Annotated in this window: 23 protein-coding genes; 2 read left to right on the forward strand and 21 right to left on the reverse strand. The window is 66.3% G+C overall.

Going from position 1 to position 21453, the window contains the following annotated elements; genetic code table 11:
- Nucleotides 1-183 precede the first annotated feature (183 nt).
- Nucleotides 184-384, reverse strand: a complete 201-nt coding sequence (locus GGR25_RS21870) for a helix-turn-helix domain-containing protein (protein WP_210300059.1) — start codon at nucleotides 382-384, stop codon at nucleotides 184-186.
- Nucleotides 385-530: 146 nt separating this feature from the next.
- On the opposite strand from GGR25_RS21870, the gene GGR25_RS21875 reads away from it, so the two are divergent.
- On the forward strand, nucleotides 531-1241 hold the full coding sequence (locus tag GGR25_RS21875) for a hypothetical protein (protein ID WP_183401018.1): 711 nt from the start codon (nucleotides 531-533) through the stop codon (nucleotides 1239-1241).
- A 104-nt stretch (nucleotides 1242-1345) separates the two neighbouring features.
- The gene (locus GGR25_RS21880) at nucleotides 1346-1621 is read left to right on the forward strand and encodes a hypothetical protein (protein WP_183401019.1); all 276 of its coding nucleotides are present in this window, start codon (nucleotides 1346-1348) and stop codon (nucleotides 1619-1621) included.
- Between the two features lie 226 nt (nucleotides 1622-1847).
- Here GGR25_RS21880 and GGR25_RS21885 read toward each other — a convergent pair whose 3' ends face one another.
- The 20 genes from GGR25_RS21885 to GGR25_RS21975 form a co-directional block, all read right to left on the reverse strand.
- Complete coding sequence (locus tag GGR25_RS21885; protein ID WP_183401020.1) at nucleotides 1848-2084, reverse strand: hypothetical protein; 237 nt, start codon at nucleotides 2082-2084, stop codon at nucleotides 1848-1850.
- Between the two features lie 165 nt (nucleotides 2085-2249).
- Nucleotides 2250-3497, reverse strand: coding sequence for a tyrosine-type recombinase/integrase (locus tag GGR25_RS21890; protein ID WP_183401021.1), 1248 nt, complete (start codon nucleotides 3495-3497; stop codon nucleotides 2250-2252).
- Nucleotides 3498-3881: 384 nt separating this feature from the next.
- Complete coding sequence (locus tag GGR25_RS21895) at nucleotides 3882-6035, reverse strand: VapE domain-containing protein (RefSeq protein ID WP_183401022.1); 2154 nt, start codon at nucleotides 6033-6035, stop codon at nucleotides 3882-3884.
- On the reverse strand, nucleotides 6035-6250 hold the full coding sequence (locus GGR25_RS21900) for a MerR family transcriptional regulator (RefSeq protein ID WP_183401023.1): 216 nt from the start codon (nucleotides 6248-6250) through the stop codon (nucleotides 6035-6037). The genes GGR25_RS21895 and GGR25_RS21900 overlap by 1 nt, the downstream gene beginning before the upstream one ends.
- 70 nt (nucleotides 6251-6320) lie before the next feature.
- A complete protein-coding gene (locus tag GGR25_RS21905) occupies nucleotides 6321-7064 on the reverse strand; it encodes a hypothetical protein (RefSeq protein WP_183401024.1) in 744 nt (247 codons plus the stop codon).
- A 338-nt stretch (nucleotides 7065-7402) separates the two neighbouring features.
- A complete protein-coding gene (locus GGR25_RS21910) occupies nucleotides 7403-7981 on the reverse strand; it encodes a hypothetical protein (protein ID WP_183401025.1) in 579 nt (192 codons plus the stop codon).
- Nucleotides 7978-8400: a YidH family protein gene (locus tag GGR25_RS21915; protein ID WP_183401026.1), complete on the reverse strand. Its 423-nt coding sequence runs from the start codon at nucleotides 8398-8400 to the stop codon at nucleotides 7978-7980. Before GGR25_RS21915 ends, GGR25_RS21910 begins: the two co-directional genes overlap by 4 nt.
- 35 nt (nucleotides 8401-8435) lie before the next feature.
- A complete protein-coding gene (locus tag GGR25_RS21920; RefSeq protein ID WP_210300060.1) occupies nucleotides 8436-9068 on the reverse strand; it encodes a carboxymuconolactone decarboxylase family protein in 633 nt (210 codons plus the stop codon).
- Complete coding sequence (locus GGR25_RS21925) at nucleotides 9031-10221, reverse strand: NnrS family protein (protein ID WP_183401027.1); 1191 nt, start codon at nucleotides 10219-10221, stop codon at nucleotides 9031-9033. Before GGR25_RS21925 ends, GGR25_RS21920 begins: the two co-directional genes overlap by 38 nt.
- A 22-nt stretch (nucleotides 10222-10243) precedes the next feature.
- Nucleotides 10244-10438 carry a hypothetical protein gene (locus GGR25_RS25075; RefSeq protein WP_343068146.1) on the reverse strand — a complete coding sequence of 65 codons (195 nt, stop codon included), beginning with the start codon at nucleotides 10436-10438 and terminating at the stop codon, nucleotides 10244-10246.
- A 9-nt stretch (nucleotides 10439-10447) separates the two neighbouring features.
- Nucleotides 10448-10705 (reverse strand): hypothetical protein, encoded by a 258-nt coding sequence (locus GGR25_RS25080; RefSeq protein ID WP_343068147.1) that lies wholly within the window; start codon nucleotides 10703-10705, stop codon nucleotides 10448-10450.
- Nucleotides 10705-11238: a DUF2478 domain-containing protein gene (locus tag GGR25_RS21935; protein ID WP_183401028.1), complete on the reverse strand. Its 534-nt coding sequence runs from the start codon at nucleotides 11236-11238 to the stop codon at nucleotides 10705-10707. The genes GGR25_RS25080 and GGR25_RS21935 overlap by 1 nt, the downstream gene beginning before the upstream one ends.
- A 9-nt stretch (nucleotides 11239-11247) precedes the next feature.
- Nucleotides 11248-12243: a GTP 3',8-cyclase MoaA gene (gene moaA / locus GGR25_RS21940; protein ID WP_183401029.1), complete on the reverse strand. Its 996-nt coding sequence runs from the start codon at nucleotides 12241-12243 to the stop codon at nucleotides 11248-11250.
- Nucleotides 12240-13502 (reverse strand): molybdopterin molybdotransferase MoeA, encoded by a 1263-nt coding sequence (locus GGR25_RS21945; protein WP_183401030.1) that lies wholly within the window; start codon nucleotides 13500-13502, stop codon nucleotides 12240-12242. The genes moaA and GGR25_RS21945 overlap by 4 nt, the downstream gene beginning before the upstream one ends.
- Nucleotides 13499-13786, reverse strand: a complete 288-nt coding sequence (locus GGR25_RS21950) for a hypothetical protein (RefSeq protein ID WP_183401031.1) — start codon at nucleotides 13784-13786, stop codon at nucleotides 13499-13501. The genes GGR25_RS21945 and GGR25_RS21950 overlap by 4 nt, the downstream gene beginning before the upstream one ends.
- Before the next feature lie 7 nt (nucleotides 13787-13793).
- Nucleotides 13794-14696, reverse strand: a complete 903-nt coding sequence (locus GGR25_RS21955) for a peptidylprolyl isomerase (protein WP_183401032.1) — start codon at nucleotides 14694-14696, stop codon at nucleotides 13794-13796.
- 2 nt (nucleotides 14697-14698) lie between these two features.
- Nucleotides 14699-15475, reverse strand: a complete 777-nt coding sequence (narI, locus tag GGR25_RS21960; protein ID WP_183401033.1) for a respiratory nitrate reductase subunit gamma — start codon at nucleotides 15473-15475, stop codon at nucleotides 14699-14701.
- 11 nt (nucleotides 15476-15486) lie between these two features.
- Nucleotides 15487-16182, reverse strand: a complete 696-nt coding sequence (gene narJ / locus GGR25_RS21965) for a nitrate reductase molybdenum cofactor assembly chaperone (RefSeq protein WP_343068148.1) — start codon at nucleotides 16180-16182, stop codon at nucleotides 15487-15489.
- Nucleotides 16179-17705, reverse strand: a complete 1527-nt coding sequence (gene narH / locus GGR25_RS21970; protein ID WP_183401034.1) for a nitrate reductase subunit beta — start codon at nucleotides 17703-17705, stop codon at nucleotides 16179-16181. Before narH ends, narJ begins: the two co-directional genes overlap by 4 nt.
- A complete protein-coding gene (locus GGR25_RS21975; protein WP_183401035.1) occupies nucleotides 17702-21439 on the reverse strand; it encodes a nitrate reductase subunit alpha in 3738 nt (1245 codons plus the stop codon). Before GGR25_RS21975 ends, narH begins: the two co-directional genes overlap by 4 nt.
- Between the last annotated feature and the right edge of the window lie 14 nt (nucleotides 21440-21453).

Consider the following 21453-nt stretch of genomic DNA (forward strand, 5'->3'; position numbering starts at 1 on the left):
CAAAGCTGCCTATAGGGGCGAGGGCGCTCCGACAGACGGCCTGTTAGGCTCGCCGAGTCGGATGGGGCAAGCGAACTGGAGCCGGCCTAGCCGGCACCGACGCGCACCGATGGTACTGAACGTCCGGTTCCCTGCAAGGCGCCAATTTCTGCTCTTGGCGCATAGGCGGCGTTGATGCCACGGTCAAAATTCCTGAGCGCGTCGCATCAACTCGTACGGATCGGCCGCGATAGCGTGCGCGATCTCGACGAACTCTGCTGCATCGAGCCGTCGCTCGCCAAGCTCCACCTTTGAGATGAATGTCTGCCGCTGGCCGATCCGCCGCCCCAGCTCTTCCTGCGTCACGCCCGCATCCTTCCGCGCCTGCACGAGGAGTTCGACCATTCTGCGATAGAGATCGGATCGGATGGATGTCACGGAGAGGCGCCGGGGCGTTGACCAGCGCTTCAGAGACACCCGAAATTTGAGTACCCCAAAATCGGGTATTACGACATGCTTCCCGCCGAACGCGAGACGATTCGGGGGCGGGCATGCGGCATCAGTTCTTCGGCGACGTGAACGACTATCGGAAGTACGCGCTGCTGCGGGCGCTGGCGGCCGGCGGCGCGAACCGGATCGGCGTGTGCTGGATGTTGACGCCCGACGACGGGCACCATGGCGGCAAGGTCGGCTATCTCGACCAGCCGGAGCGATATCGGCACTTCGACCCGGACCTGTTCGATATCCTGAAGCGGGCCAGCGAGCAGCCTGACGACCGCCGGCTGGAGGTCGTCGAGCGCAGGAGCGCGCTGCCGGGCGGACTTTATTTCAACGACCCGCTACCGGCCCGACCCGAGGCGCGTTCGGCCTATATGCAGGCGTGCCGGGATGCGTTCACCGAGGCGGATCTCGTGTTCTTCGATCCCGACAATGGCCTTGAGACCAAAGGCATGGCGGTCGGCCGCAAAGCGGCGAGCCTCTATCTCTTCCTGGACGAGGTCGCGGCGTTCTATCAGGCCGGCAAATCAGTGCTGATCTACCAGCACTATCACCGCACCGGCTCGCGCGACGAGCAGGTGGAAGGCCATCTCGCACGCCTCCGCTCCATCGCGCCGGACGCAGAGCAGTGGACGTTCCGCACGAGCTTCGTGGTGTTCCTGCTGATGCTGCACCCGGACAGCCGGCCGAACCTGCGTCAGGCGGTGGAGGCCGCCGCGTCGAGCTTCGATCCCGCCTTCATCGCTGGGCAGCGCGTCGCCTGAGCACGCGCGATGGCGCGGATAATTGTGGCGGATATGGCCGCCATGTTTCCATATCTCCGTTCAATTAGGAAGCAATCACAATGCGTTACAGGAACGTCGCGGCGATGACTGTCGTCTTGGGCATGCTGGCGGGCTGCCAGACGGTGGAGGAGGCGGGCGAGGCCGAGGCGCAGACCGTCTGCGCGCAGGGCGGCTACGGGCCGGGCCGGCCCTATCATGACTATTGCGTCCGCTCGCTGAAGCCGATGGCGATGCAGCTGGAGCAGCAGCGCCGCTCGGCGATGATCAGCAATGGCGCGGCCGCGATCGCAGCGGGCATCGACCCGAAGACGCCCAAGGTGACCTGCATCCAGCAGGGTGCCGTGACGCGCTGCTATTAGGTAGAGCTCCCCGGAATAGGCCCGATGGTCTTCCGGGTCCCCCGGACACTGACAGCGACTTCAACAAGGGGGGAGGAAGTAAGTGCAGCGCCGGGGGCGCTGCCTGCCGCGGCCGCGGCAGGCGCGGCGGCTGGCCGGGAACCGTACGCGCGCTGGCGCCGCGGGGGCGGCGGCTATGTCCCTACCGGCCGGGGTGCGCACGCGTCCCTGCGGTTGGGAGCGGCGTTCAGCCGGCGCCGATCTCGACGCTCGGCCGACTGTCGCGGATGACGTGATCCATCGACTCGCAGAGGCCATAGGCCTCGAGCGCCCACTCGATCTCGTCGCGGTCGATCTGGGTCCGCGCTTCGGCCTCGGCGAGCGTCATCAGCGCGGCGGCGCCGGTGGCAAGGTCCTCGACGAGCAGATAGGCGTCGGCCGAGGGTGTCACGGGCATATCGAGCAGATCAGGCAGGTCGGTCATGCGGGCCATCCCTTGTTCCGGTTCGAAAAATCGAAACACGGCGGACGGCGCGGCACAATTTATCGCGTGATCCCAGAGGCTTGGCCGATATGCGGTGCGCTGCCGCATTGGATCGAGCCGGCGGAACGCGTGGCCCGGACCGTGTCCGCGTCCGGCGGACCGGCGCTACGAGCCCGTGCCAGCCTGCGCGAACGCCCGATCAAGGGCAGCAACAGCCGCCTCGCCGCCGCGGACGGCCTGGGTGTAGTGCGACAGCGTCACGGCCGGGCTGGCATGGCCGGCGAGCTTCGCGACGAGGCCGACCTCGATCCCCTCGGCCTGCAGCGTCGAGATGAAGGCATGGCGTGCCGAGTGCGGCGTCACATAGGGCAGGCCGAGCCGCTCGAAGACCGGCTCCCAGTAGCGACGGCGGAAGTTTTGGTAGGCCAGCGGCCCGCCGCCGCCGATGCGCGGCTTCGGCCAGGGCTGCAGCCGGCCGGGGCCTGGGAAGACGCGATGCAGTTCCTTGCCCCTCCGCGGGCAGCGCACGCGCCATTCGAGCAGCATCGCCCGCAGCATGGCGGACATCGGCACCTCCCGCGTGCCGGCCTCCGTCTTGGTCATCTCCGTGAGCGAGCCGTCCCGCTCCTGGACGCGACAGATCCGGATGACGTTGCGGTCGAAGTCGACCTCAGACCACAGCAGGCCCAGTTGCTCGGATGGCCGTGTGCCCGCAAGGAAGGGGAAGGCATAGTAGAGGCCTTCCGGATCGGTCTGCGCCTCGGCGAGGAGGGCGCGGATATGCTCGGGCGACAGGATCGCCTTCTTGACCTTCGCCCGCCGCCGGACGAGCCCGGACGGCATCGCCGGAGCGCGGATGCGGAAATCCTCCTCGGCCAGCGCCAGGACGGACTGGAGATGCGCCTTGGCGCGATTGGCGGTGTAGGCACCGCACTGATTCGTGACAGTGCGATGCCAGGGGCGGATATGCGCCGTCGTCAAATCCGATAACCGGACCAATCCCAGCAGCGGCAGGAACTTCGACCCCTTCGGCGCGACGCCGGTCTTGGCATAGTCGGTGCGCTCGCGCGTCGTGCCCTCGAGCAGGGGGCCGACGATCGCCTTGCAGATCGCGGCATAGCTCGCATGGGTCGACGCCTTGACCTTGCCCTCGCGGTCGGCGAGCCAGTGCGCGACGGCCTCGGCCACGGTCGGCGCCGAGCGCGGATCGACATACGACCCCTCGACGAACTGGCGCACCAAGCCATCCCGGCTCGCCTCGGCCGCCTTCTTGGTGTCGAAGGCGCGGCGAACGCGACGGCCGGACAGCGGATCGCGGTAATTGACGTACCACTGCTTGTACGCAGCGAGGTCGCCATTGGTCAGGCGCCGCTTCCGCGTGGTCGTCGTGATCGATACATTCGGGAGCTTCATGACGGAATTCCGAAGAAGACTATGACTCGAAACGAAATCACGCTCGGGTCACGCGCACAATTTATCCAAAGGCCGAAGAACAGCCTCGAAGACCGCAGACAGTTGCCCGGCGTGTGACCAAGACCACCCGACATCATTCCGGCCCGCCGTCCGCCGCGCCGCGAATACTTCCGGATACCATCCTCGCGGAGGTTGAAATCGCGGCGAGGAGGCGGCGCAGGCTGGGCGGTGGCAGTGGCGGCGGTGGCATGGCCGCGCCCGCCGGCGCGGCCCGCCGGCGGGCGCGGCCCCACGGCCGACCCAGAATGGCTCCCGGACTGGCCCCACACCGCCGGCACACTGAGGGACCCGCCACCGGTGCCACCGCCACCCGCCCGTTCTCGGTCAGAACGGCTGCATTCCTGCCGGAGACGGCATCTCTCCGGGGTCCAGTTCTTTGGCCCGCTTGTACCCGCGCACGGTCTGGCCGCCGACCTTGAACTTGTCGGTCTCCCAGCCGAGGTCCCGCATCAGCGGAGCAAGACGCTTGCCATGAGCTTGCGTTTGCTGGCCGGCCGATATGTCGAGGTGCGTGAGAGCCTCCGCGGTTGTGATGCGGTAGACATCGCCGTGCAGCGAACCTCTGACCCATACGAGCACGGCGTGCCACGGTTCGGCTTCCATCCTCTCCGCCTGCTCCTTCGCGGCTGCCGACCACAGGTCGCGGGGCAGCTCAATCGATTCGTCTGCCGCCTCTCGATGGCTGGCCTCGGCGAGAAGTTGGTCCCGGTCGCGTTGCAAGGCGGGCAGATCTATTCTGGTCGTCCGAACGGGCCAGAACCGACGATTGCCCGTGGTGTCGCGGAGATAGGTCTGATCGTTCGTCGTTCCGATGAAGATGAGCTGCCTAGGCCGTGTATCCCGGAAGCGCGCGTAGACCATACGGCCATGATCTTCCTGCCGGGACGCGAAGGCCTTAGTCCTATTGACTTCGGCGCGATTGAGCGAACCGAGCTCGCCGAGCTCATAGATCCAGATGCCCTCCATGAGCTCCATCTGCGTCTTCGGGTCGGCGGCGAGAATGTCCTGGTCGGAATGAAAGCCATCACCCGCGAGAATACGGATGGCCGTTGATTTGCCGCTTCCCTGCGGACCCTCCAACACCAGGATTGCGTCGAATTTCACGCCTGGCTGGCGGACACGGCGAACGGCGGCTATCAGCACGATCCGTCCGAACGCCACAGTGAGTGGTGTGTCTTCGGCGCCCAGATATTCTGTGAGCCAGCGATCCAGCCGCGGTTTGCCGTCCCACTTGAGCGCATCAAGCATTTCTCGGATCGGGTGAGCCGTGTGTTCGAGGCAGAGCTGATTGACGGCGTCACGAACGTTGTCGGCCCGAGGATCAAAGTCGAAAGCATCGATGATCATTCCGCGAAGCGCCGATACGGCGTCGTCGCTGAGTTGGCCCTGGAGCTCCTGCAACGCTTGGCCGTTCACCGTCTTCCGATGTCGAAAGATGTCATTCGCAAACGACAGATCCATGCGGCGCAGCGCCGTTATGGCGTTGCGCATTGTGGCCCGCGGCCGACCCTTTGAGTCCGGATCCGGCCACCCAGTTGAGGCTGCCGCGAGCGCCGCTCGTGCTTGTCTCAAGGCGTAGACAGTCGGGTTCTTCTTGTCCCGGATGGACGCTGAGATACCCAGGGACGGATTTATGAGGACGCCAGCGATCTGCTCGTCTGAGCATCCTGCCTTGGCCATCGCTACCGCGACCATGAAGACCGCTTCGCTGCGCGATTTGAAGCGTTTTCCGGGCTCAGTCCGAGGCCGCTCCAGATCATCGCCGATGCGAATGATGCTTCGGACCTCTTCCGTCACGCTCTCGGGAAGGTCCTCGATGCCAAGCGGTACGATGACGGAGCCTGATGTTGCCACCTTCTTTTCGTCAGGCAGCTTCTCGACCGGAAAGGTGTCGAGATCGTAGATCCGGCTCCAATCGGCGAACACTAGCCGGGCGAGCGTCGGAACCCGTCCATTGGCACGTTTCTTGGCGTTCGGCATATTGATCGTGCCGGGCAAGCGCATGATGCGATCGATGTTGTGGCAGTTGTCGCCTCCTAGACGCGAGGCGATGGCGAGATTGCTCGCTTCGACGCGCGCATGGTCTGCCGTTGGAGTCTTAAGCCGCCAAAACGACTGAAATCCACCGCCAGAGAAAAGCGTCGCCGTCGGCGGCGGATCGAACTGGAGGATGGGGGTGTCGTCCGCCGTGTTGTCCACATCGGTATGCAGGTGCGTCGCCTCCGCGACATCCTCTTTCTTGGCCTTCGGACCCTTGAAGCCGGTCCTCAGCCGATTGACGTGGAAATAGAGATTGTCCTTGCCTTGGCGGGCGTCGATCCAAGGGGGCATCTGGCTCACATCGCCGATGGTGAACGAAGCGCCCTCGACTTTGCCGCTATCTGGGTTGATCGCGACCAAGTGCCAGGGGCCACCCGGCTGCATGTGCTGAAGGAAGTCGACCGCCTCAGCCGTCCGCGGAATGGGGAGCTCGCTCATCACAGGCCTCCCTGCCGCGACGCGTCGATCACGGCTACGACCTCGGAGACCCGCACGAGGCGGCGCGAGTTGAAGATCGTATAGGTCGGAATGAGACCGCGCTTCGCAGCGCGATTGAGCTTGAAGTAGGGGAGGCCGAGCAGTTCGGCCGCCTCCTGGATCGTCTTCAGGGGTTCTGTTGAAAGCGCCGCAGCGCTCGTCTCTTTCGGTGTCATCTGTGCCGCTCCGTTGTTGGGCGGCTCTGACTAATATCCAGATTATCGGCGCGCGAAACAGCCCAGAGGGCTAACGCGGACCGCTTTGGACCTCATGGAATTCCAAAGGCGGCAATTCCTGTTCGACGCAATTCGCCCGAGCCTCAAGAGACGTGCCCGGCATCTGACCCTTCCCATATGTCGACTTGAGGGTTCCGTTGTCCTTAAGCAGGTCGGCAAACCAATCGGGCGGATAGCCCGGGCCATAGCCGCCAGCATCGCGGAATTGCTTCGCGAGGTCTTCGACGACGCGCTCGGCTTCTTTGCGCATCCTTCCGGCGGCGGTCTCTCGCGCCAGGATTCGAGCAACCCAAGCTCGCTTGTCGTCAACGGACATCTCTGCGGCACGCTTGGCGGCCCCGCGGTTCTGCGCCATCCCATCGGAATCATCGAAGACGAGCGAGGCGAGATATCCGTGGCAGAATTGCAGTTTTCCCCACTCATGCACGAAAGCCTGTGTGAGCTCCCGCGAATCGATCATCCGTCGGACGATCGGGAGTACGGCGCGACCCAAGTCGTAACAATATTGCCTCTGCTCGTAGTCCTCAGAGGTGTTGCGATAGGCAATAACCTGAACGGAGTTCTTTCTATAGGCGATGACTTCCATCGCCTCCGTTCGCGGGCTGCCGTTCTCGTCGACGCCATAGATCGCATCCTCGCGGGTTTCGAGGGGATAGTCTTCCAGGACGTGACGGGCGAACTCGAAGTTGGCCTCGACCATCTCCCAGAAGTGAGCCTCGCTCTCCGGGGCCTTCAGCACGTCGTCGTTATACATTTCGCCCGCCTTCCTCTTGGTCGGCGGGATAGTGGCAGCCCGAAAGGCTGTGGCGCCACCCCGCATACCCCGCGCCCGTGTACCTACACCACCCTGACCGCCGGTTAGGGTACGGAGGACGGTGGGAAGCGCCGTGGTACGCGCGTATGGGGATAGACAATATCGGCGAAGATCGAAATCGGACGGTCCAAGCGCACCACTCGGCTCAGGGGGCACCGCCCCCCAGCTAGCGCGATCTGTACAAGCTGTGAAGCATCCGGCCCGATCGGGCGGGTAGTTCGAGCGTGCGGCGTGCATCGCGCGTGCTCGTCAGCGGACGATAGCCAGACGACCTCGTCTCAGGACCTGTCCCTTTGGCTCTCGGAAGGAAGCCGGCTGAACAGTACCTGCCGCATGCGTTCGTTGCCGATGACGCGCATCACGTTCTTGAACGCGAAGAAAGGCAGCAGCGATACGAAGAGGATGACGGCGACGATCACGAGGCCGAGCGGGCCGCCGCCGCCGAACGAGATTATATCGCCATGGGTGCCGGTGCCGCGCACGATGCTGACGACAAGCCGTTCAAGAATGTGAAAGCCGAGGAACAGCAGCGTGCAGAGCGCTGCCTCGAACAAGATGGTCAGCATGGCGGGGCGCCCCCTCAGCCAGCGTGCGAAATCCAGATTCTCGCTCACCAGCATGACCTTGGCGAGCACCAGCGCGTTTACGACGGCGAAGCCTTGCAGCACCAGGCTGTCGCCTCGTTCCCGCTCGATGATTGCCTGATTGAGCACGAACAGCCCGAACAGGACCCAGAGGTAGAGGAACAGCACGAGGAAGAGGCGGGACTCGCCGATCAGCCGCTCGCGGATCGAAGGGCGCTTTCTTGCAATTTGCTGTGCTGAGCCGTCGTTCGTCGGGTCATATTCGTCAGTCATGTGCGTACCGGCATGTGAATGAGGACCAGGGCCGCCACGCCCAGCAGCCCGATGACGGCCGCGAGAATTCGGGCATGGGAGCGAGTCGGCGCGGGATAGCCGAGGAACGGCGGATATTGGGAGCGGAGCGACGCGATCGCGCTCCGGTGCTCAAGTACGGCGAGGAACAGGGCGATTAACCCGGTGACCACCATGAACGAGCCGAACATGTGTGGGACCGTCGATCGGACGGCGCCCGGCTCGTCCGCGCGCGTGATGCGGAAGAACTGCTGGATGCTGAAGCCGAAGGTGATCAGAGCCGTGGCCGTTCGCACCCAGGAGAGCATCGTGCGCTCATAGGCGAGACGGGTTCGATCGAGAGCGAGCTTTCCCGAGACATCGGCGCGGGCTGGGCCGGATGCCTGCATATCGGCTTCCATGATCGGCTTTCCATGCGGCATCGGGACAGATGCCGTCAGCCCTGACCGTCCAGCTTCGCCAGTTCCTCGGCGAGGATCGGGACAGCCAGATTGCAGGCGGCGACGCCGAAGGCGACGCAGACCTTCAGCACTTCCATGATCTCGGCGACGCTCGCGCCAGCCACGAGCGCGCTCTTGATGTGGCGCCGCGTTCCCGGTGCATACATGTGGGTGAAGGACGCGTCGAAGGCGATGCTGAGAAGTTCGATCTCTTTGGAACTGAACACGCCGGAGCCATAGATGCCGGCCGCGGTCGTCATGAACTGGTCCGTCCATTGCGGGTCGAGCGCGAAGAAGGGGTCCCAAGCCTGGTTCCATTGGCCCATCGCCTTCATCCGGTCGCAGGCCGGGGTTGGAACTGTCGACTTGGCCTTCGAGGCAACAGCTTCGGTGCCGGCCTCCTCGATCAGGATCGGCGCACCGAGGCTGCAGGAATGGATCGACATGATCGTGCCCATCCGGATGACGGCCAGGATCTCGTCTCGATTGGCACCAGTCGCGAGCGCCGCGCGAATATGCTTGCGCACCCCGGCGCGGTCGAGATTGGTGCAGGCCGTGCAGATGGCGACTGAGACCAGTTCGACGAGGGGTTTAGTCCTGTTGCCGCGTGCGCAGGAGCAACGGTCCATAGATGACGACAAATCCTGAAAAGGCGACGGCCCAGGCCGCTGCGGCCGCCTCGATCAGCGGCATCGTCATCGCTGGCAGGAAACCCGCCGCCACGCGCAGGAGCGTCGCCGCCGCGACCGCGAGATAGACCCATCGCGTGGCTCCCGATGCCACGAGCGGCCGGCCCGTATGGCCGAGCGTCGCCCGCGTCATCACGGCCAGCGTCATGATTCCGATGGCGCCGACCGCCCAGACGTGGAGCATTGCCGCTGGCGAGACGAGGTCGGGTCGGATGACAGCTGCCGCCATGAAGAGAAAGCCGAGCGCCGCACAGAGAAATCCGGCGTGGAGCACGAGCACGAGCGCGTCCGAGCGGACCGAGATGCTGCGCCAGCGGGAAAGGCGCCAGAGATTGCCGAGACCGCCGGCGATGAGAAGGCCGCCGGTCACGCCTTCCGCAGGCAGGACGATCCATGCGGCAAGCCCGACGGCCGAAAGCAGCATGAGGGCCACATCGACGCGGCCGAACGGGACGGGAAGCGCGGTGGCGCCGTGCTTCGCCAGCCAGTTGCGCGTGAAGCTCGGCACGATCCGCCCGCCGATCAGCAGGATCAGGAAGATGATGACCGCAAGCCCGGCGCGCGTTGCAACCGGTGCCGCGCCCGTCATCGCCGCCTCGGCGTGGAAGGCGGCGTTGGCAAGCGCCAGTACGGCGACGACGAGGACTACCTTCACGTTGCGCCCATTGCGCCCGGCGAGGACCTCGCGTCCGGCGACGCCGGCGAAGACCACGAGGAACGATATGTCGATCAGGGCGGCCGCGCGCCATCCGATCGGCGCCGAGGCGAACACCGCGACGCGCCCGGCGATCCAGAGGAGAGCGAGCCCTGCCAGCGGCCAGCCGGCAACGGGAAGCCGGCCGGTCCAGTTCGGCACGGCCGTGAGCAGGAATCCCGCGACCACGGCGGCGCCATAGCCGAAGATCATCTCGTGCCCGTGCCAATCCACCGGAGCAAAGACGGTTGGCACGTCCATCTCGCCGCTGAAGACGAACGGCCAGATCGCGATCGCAAGCACGGCCCAGACCACTGCGAGAAGGAAGAACGGGCGGAAGCCGGCACTGAGCACGGCCGGTCCGTTCCAGTTCCGTCGAGCTTCGGCCGTGCGTGCCATGATCGCGTCGGAATCCTTGCTTTCAGAACAGGCCGTGCGCGCCACCGACGGCGCCGAGCAGTGTCATCGCAGCGGCCAGCAGCAGGACACCGTGCATGCGAGCGAGCCGCTTCAGCGCGGCATCGGGATGTCGGCGAGCGGACGCCGCAACCCGCCCTTCGACGAGTGGCTCCACGACGAAGAGCAGCAGCATGAAGAAAAGCCACAGCGCGAGCATGGCGCCCATCTACCAGGAGGCCGGGTCGTGGAGGCGGTCCCATGCCTCCATCCGCCAGGTCATCCAGAAGCCGCTCGCGCCGACGAGAAGCACGGAGAGGCGGACCTGGCCGGAGAAGCGGCGCTCCGCGGCCTCGAAGAGAGCGACGCCGTCCGCTCCGCGCCGGCGGGCGAGCGGCAGGATGACCAGCGTCACGAAGGCGAGACCGCCGATCCAGTGCACGACGCCGAGCACGTGAAGGATGCGTGCTATGACGAGATCGTCCATCAGCAGGCCTCCTGCGCCAGCGCTTCGTCGAGCAGGCCCGGATGCAGGTGCGCGATGGGCACAAGACGGGCCAGATCGGCGGCATAGGTGCGAAAGGGCTGGAGATTGATCGCCGGAACGCCGATCATCACCGGAATGCCCCGCTCCAGCGCAGCCTCGATCAGGCCGCGAACGCCGCCGCCCTCGCATTCCACCTTGCCGAACTTGCTCAGCACCACCAGGGCGGTGCCATCGGTCAGCCCGGCCTCGGCAGCGGCGCAGGCGCGCAGGAGGAGATCGACGTCGAGCGCGCAGCCGCGGGCCGCCTCGCCGCGGTGCTCGGAGATCGGGTGCAGTCGTCCGGTGGCAAGATCGCGAAGCACCATGTCGCATTTGCGTCGTCCCGGTCGCGCGATGCTCTGCTGGACCACGCCGGCGAGGCGAACACCCCGCGCTGCGAGGTTCCTGACTGCCTCGTCGAGGAGGGCCTCGAAGGCCGCCCCGTCGGCATAGACGATCGCCGTGATCGGCCTGTGTGCGTCATCCGCCATCATGCGGGCCTCCTATCCGCCGAGTGCCGACATGTGGCGTGCGAGCGCCGGCCGGCCGCGCTCGATCCGGAAATCATGGCCGCGTGGCTTCGTGCGGATCGCGCCGTCGATCGCGGCGTGCAGTGCCTCGTCCGCCTCGGAGCCACGGAGGGCTGCGCGGAGGTCAGTGCGATCCTCCCGGCCGAGGCAGGTGTAGAGCGTGCCGGTGGCGCTGACGCGCACGCGGTTGCAGCTTTCGCAAAAGCTGTGGCTCATCGGCGTGATGAAGCCGATCCGGCCGCCGGTCTCGCGGATGCGCGCATAGCGGGCCGGCCCACCGCTGCGTTCCGCTGTGTCAGCCAGCGTCCAGCGGCTCTCGATGATGCGGCGCAGCGTCGTCAGCGGCAGATACTGGTCGGTCCGGTCGGCGCCGACATCGCCGAGCGGCATAGTCTCGATCAGGGTCAGGTCCATGTCGTTGCCATGCGCGAAGGCGATGAGATCGTGGATCTCCGTCTCCGTGATCCCCTTGAGCGCCACGGTGTTGAGCTTGACGCGCAGCCCCGCCTCCCGGGCCGCGCGAAGCCCGTCCATGACGACGCCAAGCGTGCCGCGGCGCGTGATGGTGCGGAAGCGGGACGGATCGAGCGTGTCGAGCGAGACGTTGACGCGCCGCACCCCGGATGCCGCCAGAGCCTCGGCATGGGTCGCAAGCAGCGTGCCGTTGGTGGTGAGCGTCAGCTCCTGCAGCCGCCCATCGGCAAGGTGGCGCGACAGGCTGCCGAACAGCGTCATGATGCCCTTGCGCACCAGCGGCTCGCCGCCGGTGATACGGATCTTGGTGACGCCGCGCGCGACGAAGGCGGCGGCGAGGCGATCGAGCTCCTCGAGGCTGAGCAGATCGCGGCGCGGCACGAAGGTCATGTCCTCGGACATGCAATAGACGCAGCGCAGGTCGCAGCGATCTGTCACCGATAGCCGGAGATAGGTGATGCGGCGGCCGAAGCCGTCGGTGAGCGCACAGCTCATCGTCCGTATCCCCCTGATGTTCCCGGAGCGTCAAAGGGGAGCACCTCGACCAGCGCGCCCGACATGAGGGTTGCGAGCGGGGGCACGACCGCCACGGCATCGGCGGCGGCGAGCGGCGCGAGGCGATGGGAGCCCTCCGGCCCGGCCTGCTCCGCGATTAGCCGTCCCTGGCGATGGGAGAGGCGGACCGGCACCAGCGCAGTGCGCCGGTCGGCCCGCGCGTCCTGGGCGAAGGCCGCCGCCGCGAAGAGCGGTGCGGCGGGTGGTCGGCCCTCGAGCACATCGATCATCGGCCGCAGGAAGGCGAGCGCGCCGCAGGCGACGGCTTGGGGATTGCCGGGGAGGCCGACGAAGATCGCTGCGCCGATCCGGCCGAGCGCCATCGGCTTGCCGGGCTTCATGGCGACCTTGACCATATCGAGCGTGCCGCCGCTATCGGCGACGGCATCGCGGACATGATCGCGCCCGCCCACCGACATTCCGGCCGTGGTGACGACGAGATCGCAAACGCGCGCGGCGCTTGCGAGATTCGCCGCGATCGCTGCCCGATCGTCCGGAACGGTCACGAGCTCGATTTCGGTGCCGGGGCTGCCCAGCAGCGCGGCGAGCATCGGACCGTTGGAATCGTGGATCGTGCCGCCGGAAAGCGTCGAGCCTGCGGGACGCAGTTCCGATCCCGTCGTCAGAACGGCGATGCGGATCGGCGCCGCGACGCACACCGCGCCGATGCCGAGCGCCGCGAGCAGACCGATCTGCGCCCAGCCGAGGCGGTCGCCGGGATGGGCGAGCATTGCGCCGACCGGAACATCCTCGCCGGCACGCCTTATATGGCTGCCGGGCGTCAGGCCGGGCTCAAACAGGATCCGCCCGCCGATCCGCCGCGTCGCCTCGATCATCACGACGGTGTCGGCGCCTTCGGGAAGCGCGCCGCCGGTCATCACGCCATGGGCCGTGCCGGGCGCGAGCCTCGCCGGTGGGTCGCCCGCCTCCGTGGTTCCGCAGAGGGGCAAAGCAGCAGGAGGGCCGCCGCCGTCGCCGAGACGGATCGCATAGCCGTCCATCGCCGCCTGGTCGAAAGGCGGCAACGCATGCGCCGCGACGACGGGGCGAGCCAGAATGCGCCCCGTGGCGGCCGCGAGCGGGACGATCTCGTGCCGTGCCGTCGGCCAGACCATGGCGCGCGCCAACGCGCGGGCCGCGTCGAAGCCGGTGAGCACGTCATGCGGGCGATGGCAGCAGTCGGGGGCCGGCATGCTCATGACGCCACCGAGGCGGGAGGGAGGGATCGCTCCAGAATGGCGCGCATCGCGGCGAGGCCGGGGTCGGTCGCGCGGCCCATGATCCCGACGAGCTGCAGCCATTCCTCGTCCGAGGCTGTGTCGAGGAACCCGCGTACGGCCGACGCGACCACCTCAGAGGGCGCCCTGCCGTCGGCAGCAGCGGCAGAGTCCAGGCGGTTCTGCAAGGCCGGCGCCTCCAGCGCCGACACGAGGCGCTCGGAAACCCCGGGCTCGTCCAGCGAGGCGATCAATCGTCCGAGCATGATGACCTCACTGGACCAGAGGCGAGGCAGCGCCATCCATGGCGATGCCGCGAATATCGGCACGGCCCACCAGGATCGCGATGTATTGCACCGTCGCCTGACGCCGCACATGCGCGTCGAGATAGGCTGCGATCGCGTCACGCACCGCCTCGAACGGCAGGACGCGTCCTTCGACACGGCGATTGAGCCGGATAAGATGCACGCCATAGCGCGTCTCGACCGGTTCCGAGATCGCTCCGGGCGCCAGGCCGACGAGCGCGACCTCGAACTCCGCCGTCGTGTCCCCGGGGCCGATCTGGCCGAGGCTGCCGCCGAGCGCGGCAGATGGACAATCGGAATGCGCGCGGGCAAGCGTCGCGAAGTCGTCGTGCCCGGCAAGGATCTGCGCCCGCAGCGACGTCGCGGTCTGGCGGGCCGCGGCGAAGCCGGCGGCATCGTCGCGGCGGGCGGCGAGGAGGATGTGATCGGCCTCGAACAGCGGCGCGTTGCTGAAGCGCTGGCGGTTGTTGCCGTAGAAACGGCGCAGCGTCGCCTCGTCGGCTTCGGGAACGGTGATCTCGCGCTCCGTCAGCCCGCGGATCAACGCTTCCTCCCGAGTCTCGATACGCCCCTCGGCATCCGTTGCCGGTGCGGCCGCGAGTTCGAGGCGAGCCGCCTCCTGCAGCAGGAGTTCGCGGACGACGAGCGCGCGGGTCGCGGCGCGCCAGCCCTCGCCGGGATTGGGGGCCGGGAAGTTCTGCACCTCGGTGGCGATCGCCTTGCGGCTGATCGGCACGCCGTTCACGCTGACCGCCGGCATGGCGACCCGCTCCGGCGACGGCGCGGTCGGGACGGGGGCCGGGGCGTGCTCGTGCGGATGCTGGTCGGCGTGGCTGCTCGCAGCAGCATGGTCGATGACAAGTGTCGCCATGGTCACTCTCCCTGCCGGCGCGTGGTACGCGCCGGTCCGGCCTGAACGGCGGGGCGGGCAGCGGGGAACGAGGCGCGGCGCTTGGCCGGGTCGGCAAAGCGCGTGCGCACGACCTGATAGCCGGGCCGGCCGAGATACCAGACCGGCGCGCTCCAGATGTGGACGAGGCGCGTGAACGGGAAGACGAGGAAGATCGTCATACCGAGAAGCAGATGCGCCTTGAACACGGGACTGACGTCGGCGACGTAGGCCGATGCCTCGGGCTGCAATGTCAGGATACCCTGCGCCCAGTTCATGAACTTCACCATCTCGTGGCCGTCCATGTGGCCGAGCGAGACGAAGATGGTGGAGAGGCCGAGGGTAAGCTGCACCCACAGGAGCAGCAGGATGGCGATATCGCCGAAGCTCGACGTCGCGCGGATGCGCGGATCGAACAGGCGGCGATGCGCGAGCATCGCGATGCCGATGAAGCAGGCGATGCCGGCGATGCCGCCAACCGTGATGGCAAGGCCCTGCTTGAAGCTGTGGCTGATGCCGAGCGCATCGAACACCCAGATCGGCGTGAGCAGGCCGACGAAATGGCCGCCGAAGATCACGAGAATGCCGACATGGAAGAGGTTCGAGCCCCAGCGCAACTGGCGCCGGCGTAGCAATTGCGACGAGCCCGTCTTCCATGTGTACTGCTCGCGGTCGAAGCGGATGAGGCTGCCGAGCAGGAAGACCGTGAGGCAGAGATAGGGATACCAGCCGAAGAGAAGGTGATTGAGATAGGCGGACATCGATCGATCTCCTATGCCTGCGATGCGCCACGCCGGACATCGCGGCTGCCGGCACGCATCTGCGTTCTGAGTCTGTCGACGGAGCATCCACCAGCATCGCCGGGACCGAAGGCGACGGCGGTTTCCTCCCATTCGGCGTCGAGCGCGGCGAGGTCGCCGTCCCGGTCTTCGGGAACAACTTCGCCGGCAAACTGAATGCTGCTGCCGGCCAGCGCGGCCACCGCCGCCATCACGGCTGCATAGCCGGCATCGCGCGGCGCCAACCTCTCGCCCAGCGCCTCGAGGATCGGCAGCGTGTTGGCGAGTTCCTTCCGCGCCTCGCCTTCGGGGCGTGTCGACAGATATTCGAGGAAGAGCGGCAGATAATCGGGCAGCTCCCCGGTCGAAAGCACCATGCCGCCCCGCTCATAGAGCGCCGCGAGGTCGACCATCGCCTGGCCGCGGTCCCGGCTCTCGCCGTGGACATGCTCGAACAGATGCAGCGAGAGATGCCGGCCGCGATCGAAGAGTTCGACATAGCGCTCCTGCACCTCGATGGGATCGCCGGCGGCGAGCGCATCGAGGAACGGCCAGAGCGCATCGAGCCGGCGACGCGGGACGAGTCCCTCTGCCGTCAGGACGTGTCGGATCTCGGGCACGGCCGCTTGCAGCACCGGCGAAGGATAGGAGAGCAGCGCCGAGAGCGTCTTGAAGGTGGTCGCCATCATGCGATCTCCATCGGATTGCGAGCCTTGCCCGTCTTGTTCGTCGCGAAGAGATTGAGGTCGGTCTCGCCGCCCGAGCAGCCATTGCCGAAGGAGAAGCCGCAGGAGCCGCGTTCCTCGTAGGCGTCCTCGCTCCATTCGCGATGCGCGGTCGGGATGACGAAGCGATCTTCGTAATTGGCGATCGCCATCACCTGGTACATCTCCTCGATCGCCCCGCCGGTGAGGCCGACCTTCTCGGCGATGCGCGGATCGAGACGGCCATCGACGGTCTTCGCCCGCATATAGGCGCGCATGGCGAGCATGCGTTCGAGCGCGAGCGCCACCGGCTCCTCCTTGCCGGCGGTGAGCATGTTGGCGAGGTAGCGCAGCGGAATGCGCAGCGAGCGCACATCCGGCATGTCGCCATCAATGCCCATGCGGCCGGAGGCGGCGGCCGACTGGATCGGCGACAGCGGCGGCACGTACCAGACCATCGGCAGCGTGCGGTATTCGGGATGGAGCGGGAAGGCGACCTTCCACTCCATCGCCATCTTCCAGACCGGCGAATGGCGCGCCGCCTCGATCCAGCTTTCCGGCACGCCGTCGGCGCGCGCCTGCGCGATCACCGCCGGGTCGTTCGGATCGAGAAACAGCGAGAGCTGCTCTTCATAGAGGTCCTGTTCGTCCGCCGTCGCCGCGGCCGCCTCGATCCTGTCGGCATCGTAGAGGATCACGCCGAGATAGCGGATGCGGCCGACGCAGGTCTCCGAGCATACGGTCGGCTGGCCGGCCTCAATGCGCGGATAGCAGAAGATGCACTTCTCCGACTTTCCCGAAGACCAGTTGTAGTAGATCTTCTTGTAGGGACAGCCCGAGACGCACATGCGCCAGCCGCGGCACTTGTCCTGATCGATGAGGACGATGCCGTCCTCCTCGCGCTTGTAGATCGCGCCCGACGGGCAGACCGCGACACAGGCCGGGTTCAGGCAGTGCTCGCAGAGCCGCGGCAGGTACATCATGAAGGTGTTCTCGAACTCGCCGTAGATCTCCTTCTGGACGCCTTCGAAATTGACGTCCTTCGAACGCTTCTCGAACTCGCCGCCGAGGATCTCCTCCCAGTTCGGGCCCCATCCGATCTTCTCGATCCGCTCCCCCGTGATGAGCGAGCGCGGCCGTGCCGTCGGGAAGGCCTTTGATTCCTTGGCGGTTTGAAGATGTTCGTAGTCGAAGGTGAAGGGCTCGTAATAGTCGTCGATCTCGGGGAGATCCGGATTGGCGAAGATATTGGCGAGCACCCGCCATTTGGCGCCGATCCGCGGCTCGATGCGGCCGCTCTTCTTGCGCCGCCAGCCGCCGTTCCACTTCGTCTGGTTCTCCCATTCGCGGGGATAGCCAACGCCGGGCTTGGTCTCCACATTGTTGAACCAGGCGTATTCGACGCCCTCGCGATTGGTCCAAACGTTCTTGCACGTCACCGAACAGGTGTGGCACCCGATGCACTTGTCGAGGTTCAGCACCATTCCGATCTGGGCGCGGATCTTCATTCTGCTGCCTCCTTGTGGGCGAGGGCGTCAGCGGGTTTTTCGAGCCAGTCGACCTCATTCATCTTGCGGACCACGATGAATTCATCGCGGTTCGAGCCCACGGTCCCGTAATAGTTGAAGCCGTAGGACTGCTGCGCATAGCCGCCGATCATGTGGGTCGGCTTCAGGATGGTGCGCGTGACCGAGTTATGGATGCCGCCCCGGTTGCCGGTCATCTCGGAACCGGGCGTGTTTATGATCTTCTCCTGCGCGTGATACATCATCATCATGCCGGGCTTGACGCGCTGGGAGACGACGGCGCGGGCCGTCAGCGCGCCATTGGCGTTGAAGACCTCGACCCAGTCATTGTCGACGATGCCGGCGCTCCGCGCGTCCGTCTCGGAGATCCAGACGACCGGGCCGCCACGATTGAGCGTCAGCATCAGCAGATTGTCGGTATAGGTCGAGTGGATGCCCCATTTCTGGTGCGGGGTGATGAAGTTGAGCACGATCTCCGTGTTGCCGTTCGGCCTTGCTCCCTTGACGGCAGGGATCGTCTTCAGATCGACGGGCGGCTTCCAGGTGACGAAGCCCTCGCCGAAGGCCCGCATCCACAAATGATCCTGGTAGAGCTGCTGGCGGCCCGTGAGGGTGCGCCACGGGATCAGTTCGTGCACATTCGTATAGCCGGCGCTGTAGCAGACCTTCTCGCTCTCGATGCCGGACCAGGTCGGCGAGGAGATGATCTTGCGCGGCTGGGCCTGGATGTCGCGGAAGCGGATCTTCTCGTCTTCCTTCGCGCGGGCGAGATGAGCGTGCTCGCGCCCGGTCGCCTTCGACAGCGCCTCCCATGCCTTGACCGCGACTTCACCATTCGTCTCCGGCGCGAGCATGAGGATCACCTCGGTCGCATCGATGTCCGTCTCGATCTTCGGTAGGCCTTTCGCCGGCCCGTCGCGGTGCACGCCGTTGAGCGCGCTGAGCGCCTCGACCTCGTGCCCCGTCTTCCAGGCGATGCCCTTGCCGCCATTGCCGATCTCGGTCATCAGCGGGCCGAGCGCCGTGAACCGGGCGTGGATCTGCGAATAGTCGCGCGTGACGACATTGACCGCGGGCATGGTGCGGCCGGGGATGGGGAGGGTCTCGCCGCGCTTCCAATCCGCGACATCGAAGGGCTGGGCCATCTCGCCGGGCGTGTCGTGCTGGATCGGCGTGAGCACGACGTCCTCCTCGACGCCGAGCACCTCCGGCGCGATCTCGGAAAAGCGCTTCGCGAGCTCCTTGTAGATCTCCCAATCCGAGCGCGCTTCCCAGGCCGGATCCACCGCCGCCGAGAGCGGATGGATGAAGGGATGCATGTCGGAGGTGTTGAGGTCGTTCTTCTCGTACCAGGTCGCGGTCGGCAGCACGATGTCGGAATAGACGCAGGTCGTGGACATGCGGAAATCGAGCGTGACGAGCAGGTCGAGCTTTCCCTCCGGCGCCTCCTCGTGCCAGACGATTTCGGTGTTGCGCACGGCGCCGTCGGCGCCGAGATCCTTGCCCATGACGCCATGCGTGGTGCCGAGCAGGTGCTTCAGGAAGTATTCGTGGCCCTTTCCGGATGAGCCGAGCAGGTTGGAGCGCCACACGAACATGTTGCGCGGCCAGTTCGCCGGATCGTCCGGGTCGTGACACGAGAGCCCCAGTTCGCCGGATTTCAGCGCCTTGGCGACATAGTCCTTCGGCTCGATCCCGGCGTCGCGGGCGCGGGCCGCGAGGTCGAGCGGGTTCTGCTTCAGCTGCGGCGCGGAAGGCAGCCAGCCCATGCGCTCGGCACGGACGTTGAAGTCGATGAAGCTCGCCTTCCAGTCGCCCTCCGGCGCGGTCGGCGACAGGATCTCGGCCGCCGTCACCGTCTCGTAGCGCCACTGGTCGGTATGGGCATAGAAGAACGAGGTCGCGTTCTGGTGCCGCGGCGGACGCGACCAGTCGAGCCCGAAGGCGAGCGGCGTCCAGCCGGTCTGCGGCCTCAGCTTCTCCTGCCCGACATAGTGCGACCAGCCGCCGCCCGACTTGCCGACGGCGCCACAGAACACCAGGAGGTTGATCACCCCCCGGTAGCCCATATCCATGTGGTACCAGTGGTTCATGCCCGCGCCGATGATGATCATCGAGCGGCCGTCGGTCTTCTCGGCATTGGTCGCGAATTCGCGCGCCACGGTGATGATGGCGTCGCGCTTGACGCCCGTGATCCGCTCCGCCCAGGCCGGGGTGAAGGGGACGTCCTCGTCGTAGGACGAGGCGACATTGTCGCCGCCGAAGCCGCGGTCGAGGCCGTAATTGGCCATCATGAGATCATAGACCGTGGCGACGGTCGCCGTGCCGCCCTCGGCGGTCGCGATGGTCATGACCGGCACGTTGCGGGTCAGGATCTCCGGGTGGTCCGTCGCGACGAAATGCTCGCTGGCCCGGCGGCCGAAATAGGGGAAGTCGACGGCCGCGACCTCGTCGCCGGCGAGGGAGAGCTTCAGGCGCGTGTCCCGCCCCGCTCCGTCCTTCTCCTCGAGGTTCCACTTGCCGCTCTCGCCCCAGCGATAACCGACGGAGCCGAGCGGGGCGACGAGCGCGCCGCTCGCCTCGTCGATCGCGACCGTCTTCCATTCGGGATTGTTGATCTCGCCGAGCGAACCCGCGATCTCGGACGCGCGCAGCAGGCGCTCGGGCACCAGGCGGCCGTCGCGCTGGGTGAGGCGGACGAGGAACGGCATATCCGTGAAACGGCGCAGATAATCGTCGAAATAGGGGACCTGCCGTTCGAGGTGATACTCGCGCAGGATCACGTGGCCCATGGCCAGCGCCAGCGCGGCGTCCGTGCCCTGCTTCGGGTTCAGCCAGATATCGGCGAACTTGGTCGCCTCGGCATAGTCCGGGCTGACGACGGCGCTCTTCGTGCCCTTGTAGCGGACCTCGGTATAGAAATGCGCATCGGGCGTGCGCGTCTGCGGGACGTTGGAACCCCAGAGGATGATGAAGCCGGCATTGTACCAGTCGGCGCTCTCCGGAACGTCGGTCTGCTCGCCCCAGGTCTGCGGGCTCGCCGGCGGCAGGTCGCAGTACCAGTCATAGAAGGAGAGGCAGACGCCGCCGATCAGCGAGAGGTAGCGCGCCCCGGCGGCATAGGAGACCATGGACATCGCCGGGATCGGCGAGAAGCCGATGACGCGGTCGGGACCGTGCTTGCGGATCGTATAGGCATTGGCGGCGGCGATGATCTCGTTCGCCTCGTCCCATGTCGCACGCACGAAGCCGCCGTGGCCGCGGATGGAGGTGTAGGATTTGCGCTTGCCTTCGTCCTCGACGATCGAGGCCCAGGCGGCGACGGGCGGCAGGCTCGCTCGCGCGGCACGCCACAGGCGCAGCAGGCGGCTACGGATCATCGGATATTTCACCCGCGCGCCGGAATAGAGATACCAGCTGTAGGACGCGCCGCGCGAGCAGCCGCGTGGTTCATGGTTCGGAAGGTCGGGCCGCGTGCGGGGATAGTCGGTCTGCTGCGTCTCCCAGGTGACGATCCCGCCCTTGACGTAGATCTTCCACGAGCAGGAGCCGGTGCAGTTCACGCCATGGGTGGAGCGCACGATCTTGTCGTGCTGCCAGCGCTTGCGATAGCCGTCCTCCCAGGAGCGGTCCTCGGCGGTGACGACGCCGTGGCCGTCCGAGAACGTGTCGATGTTCTTGCGAAAGAAGGTCAGGCGGTCGAGGAAATGCGACATGGGTGTGGTCCCTT

It is taken from the genome of Kaistia hirudinis, from assembly GCF_014196455.1.
GTDB classification, from domain to species: domain Bacteria; phylum Pseudomonadota; class Alphaproteobacteria; order Rhizobiales; family Kaistiaceae; genus Kaistia; species Kaistia hirudinis.

Coding starts and splice junctions, on each gene's coding strand:
- GGR25_RS21870 (WP_210300059.1), bottom strand. CDS start 384: ATGGTCGAACTCCTCGTGCAGGCGCGGAAGGATGCGGGCGTGACGCAG.
- GGR25_RS21875 (WP_183401018.1), top strand. CDS start 531: ATGCGGCATCAGTTCTTCGGCGACGTGAACGACTATCGGAAGTACGCG.
- GGR25_RS21880 (WP_183401019.1), top strand. CDS start 1,346: ATGACTGTCGTCTTGGGCATGCTGGCGGGCTGCCAGACGGTGGAGGAG.
- GGR25_RS21885 (WP_183401020.1), bottom strand. CDS start 2,084: ATGACCGACCTGCCTGATCTGCTCGATATGCCCGTGACACCCTCGGCC.
- GGR25_RS21890 (WP_183401021.1), bottom strand. CDS start 3,497: ATGAAGCTCCCGAATGTATCGATCACGACGACCACGCGGAAGCGGCGC.
- GGR25_RS21895 (WP_183401022.1), bottom strand. CDS start 6,035: ATGAGCGAGCTCCCCATTCCGCGGACGGCTGAGGCGGTCGACTTCCTT.
- GGR25_RS21900 (WP_183401023.1), bottom strand. CDS start 6,250: ATGACACCGAAAGAGACGAGCGCTGCGGCGCTTTCAACAGAACCCCTG.
- GGR25_RS21905 (WP_183401024.1), bottom strand. CDS start 7,064: ATGTATAACGACGACGTGCTGAAGGCCCCGGAGAGCGAGGCTCACTTC.
- GGR25_RS21910 (WP_183401025.1), bottom strand. CDS start 7,981: ATGACTGACGAATATGACCCGACGAACGACGGCTCAGCACAGCAAATT.
- GGR25_RS21915 (WP_183401026.1), bottom strand. CDS start 8,400: ATGGAAGCCGATATGCAGGCATCCGGCCCAGCCCGCGCCGATGTCTCG.
- GGR25_RS21920 (WP_210300060.1), bottom strand. CDS start 9,068: ATGGACCGTTGCTCCTGCGCACGCGGCAACAGGACTAAACCCCTCGTC.
- GGR25_RS21925 (WP_183401027.1), bottom strand. CDS start 10,221: ATGGCACGCACGGCCGAAGCTCGACGGAACTGGAACGGACCGGCCGTG.
- GGR25_RS25075 (WP_343068146.1), bottom strand. CDS start 10,438: ATGCTCGCGCTGTGGCTTTTCTTCATGCTGCTGCTCTTCGTCGTGGAG.
- GGR25_RS25080 (WP_343068147.1), bottom strand. CDS start 10,705: ATGGACGATCTCGTCATAGCACGCATCCTTCACGTGCTCGGCGTCGTG.
- GGR25_RS21935 (WP_183401028.1), bottom strand. CDS start 11,238: ATGATGGCGGATGACGCACACAGGCCGATCACGGCGATCGTCTATGCC.
- moaA (WP_183401029.1), bottom strand. CDS start 12,243: ATGAGCTGTGCGCTCACCGACGGCTTCGGCCGCCGCATCACCTATCTC.
- GGR25_RS21945 (WP_183401030.1), bottom strand. CDS start 13,502: ATGAGCATGCCGGCCCCCGACTGCTGCCATCGCCCGCATGACGTGCTC.
- GGR25_RS21950 (WP_183401031.1), bottom strand. CDS start 13,786: ATGCTCGGACGATTGATCGCCTCGCTGGACGAGCCCGGGGTTTCCGAG.
- GGR25_RS21955 (WP_183401032.1), bottom strand. CDS start 14,696: ATGGCGACACTTGTCATCGACCATGCTGCTGCGAGCAGCCACGCCGAC.
- narI (WP_183401033.1), bottom strand. CDS start 15,475: ATGTCCGCCTATCTCAATCACCTTCTCTTCGGCTGGTATCCCTATCTC.
- narJ (WP_343068148.1), bottom strand. CDS start 16,182: ATGATGGCGACCACCTTCAAGACGCTCTCGGCGCTGCTCTCCTATCCT.
- narH (WP_183401034.1), bottom strand. CDS start 17,705: ATGAAGATCCGCGCCCAGATCGGAATGGTGCTGAACCTCGACAAGTGC.
- GGR25_RS21975 (WP_183401035.1), bottom strand. CDS start 21,439: ATGTCGCATTTCCTCGACCGCCTGACCTTCTTTCGCAAGAACATCGAC.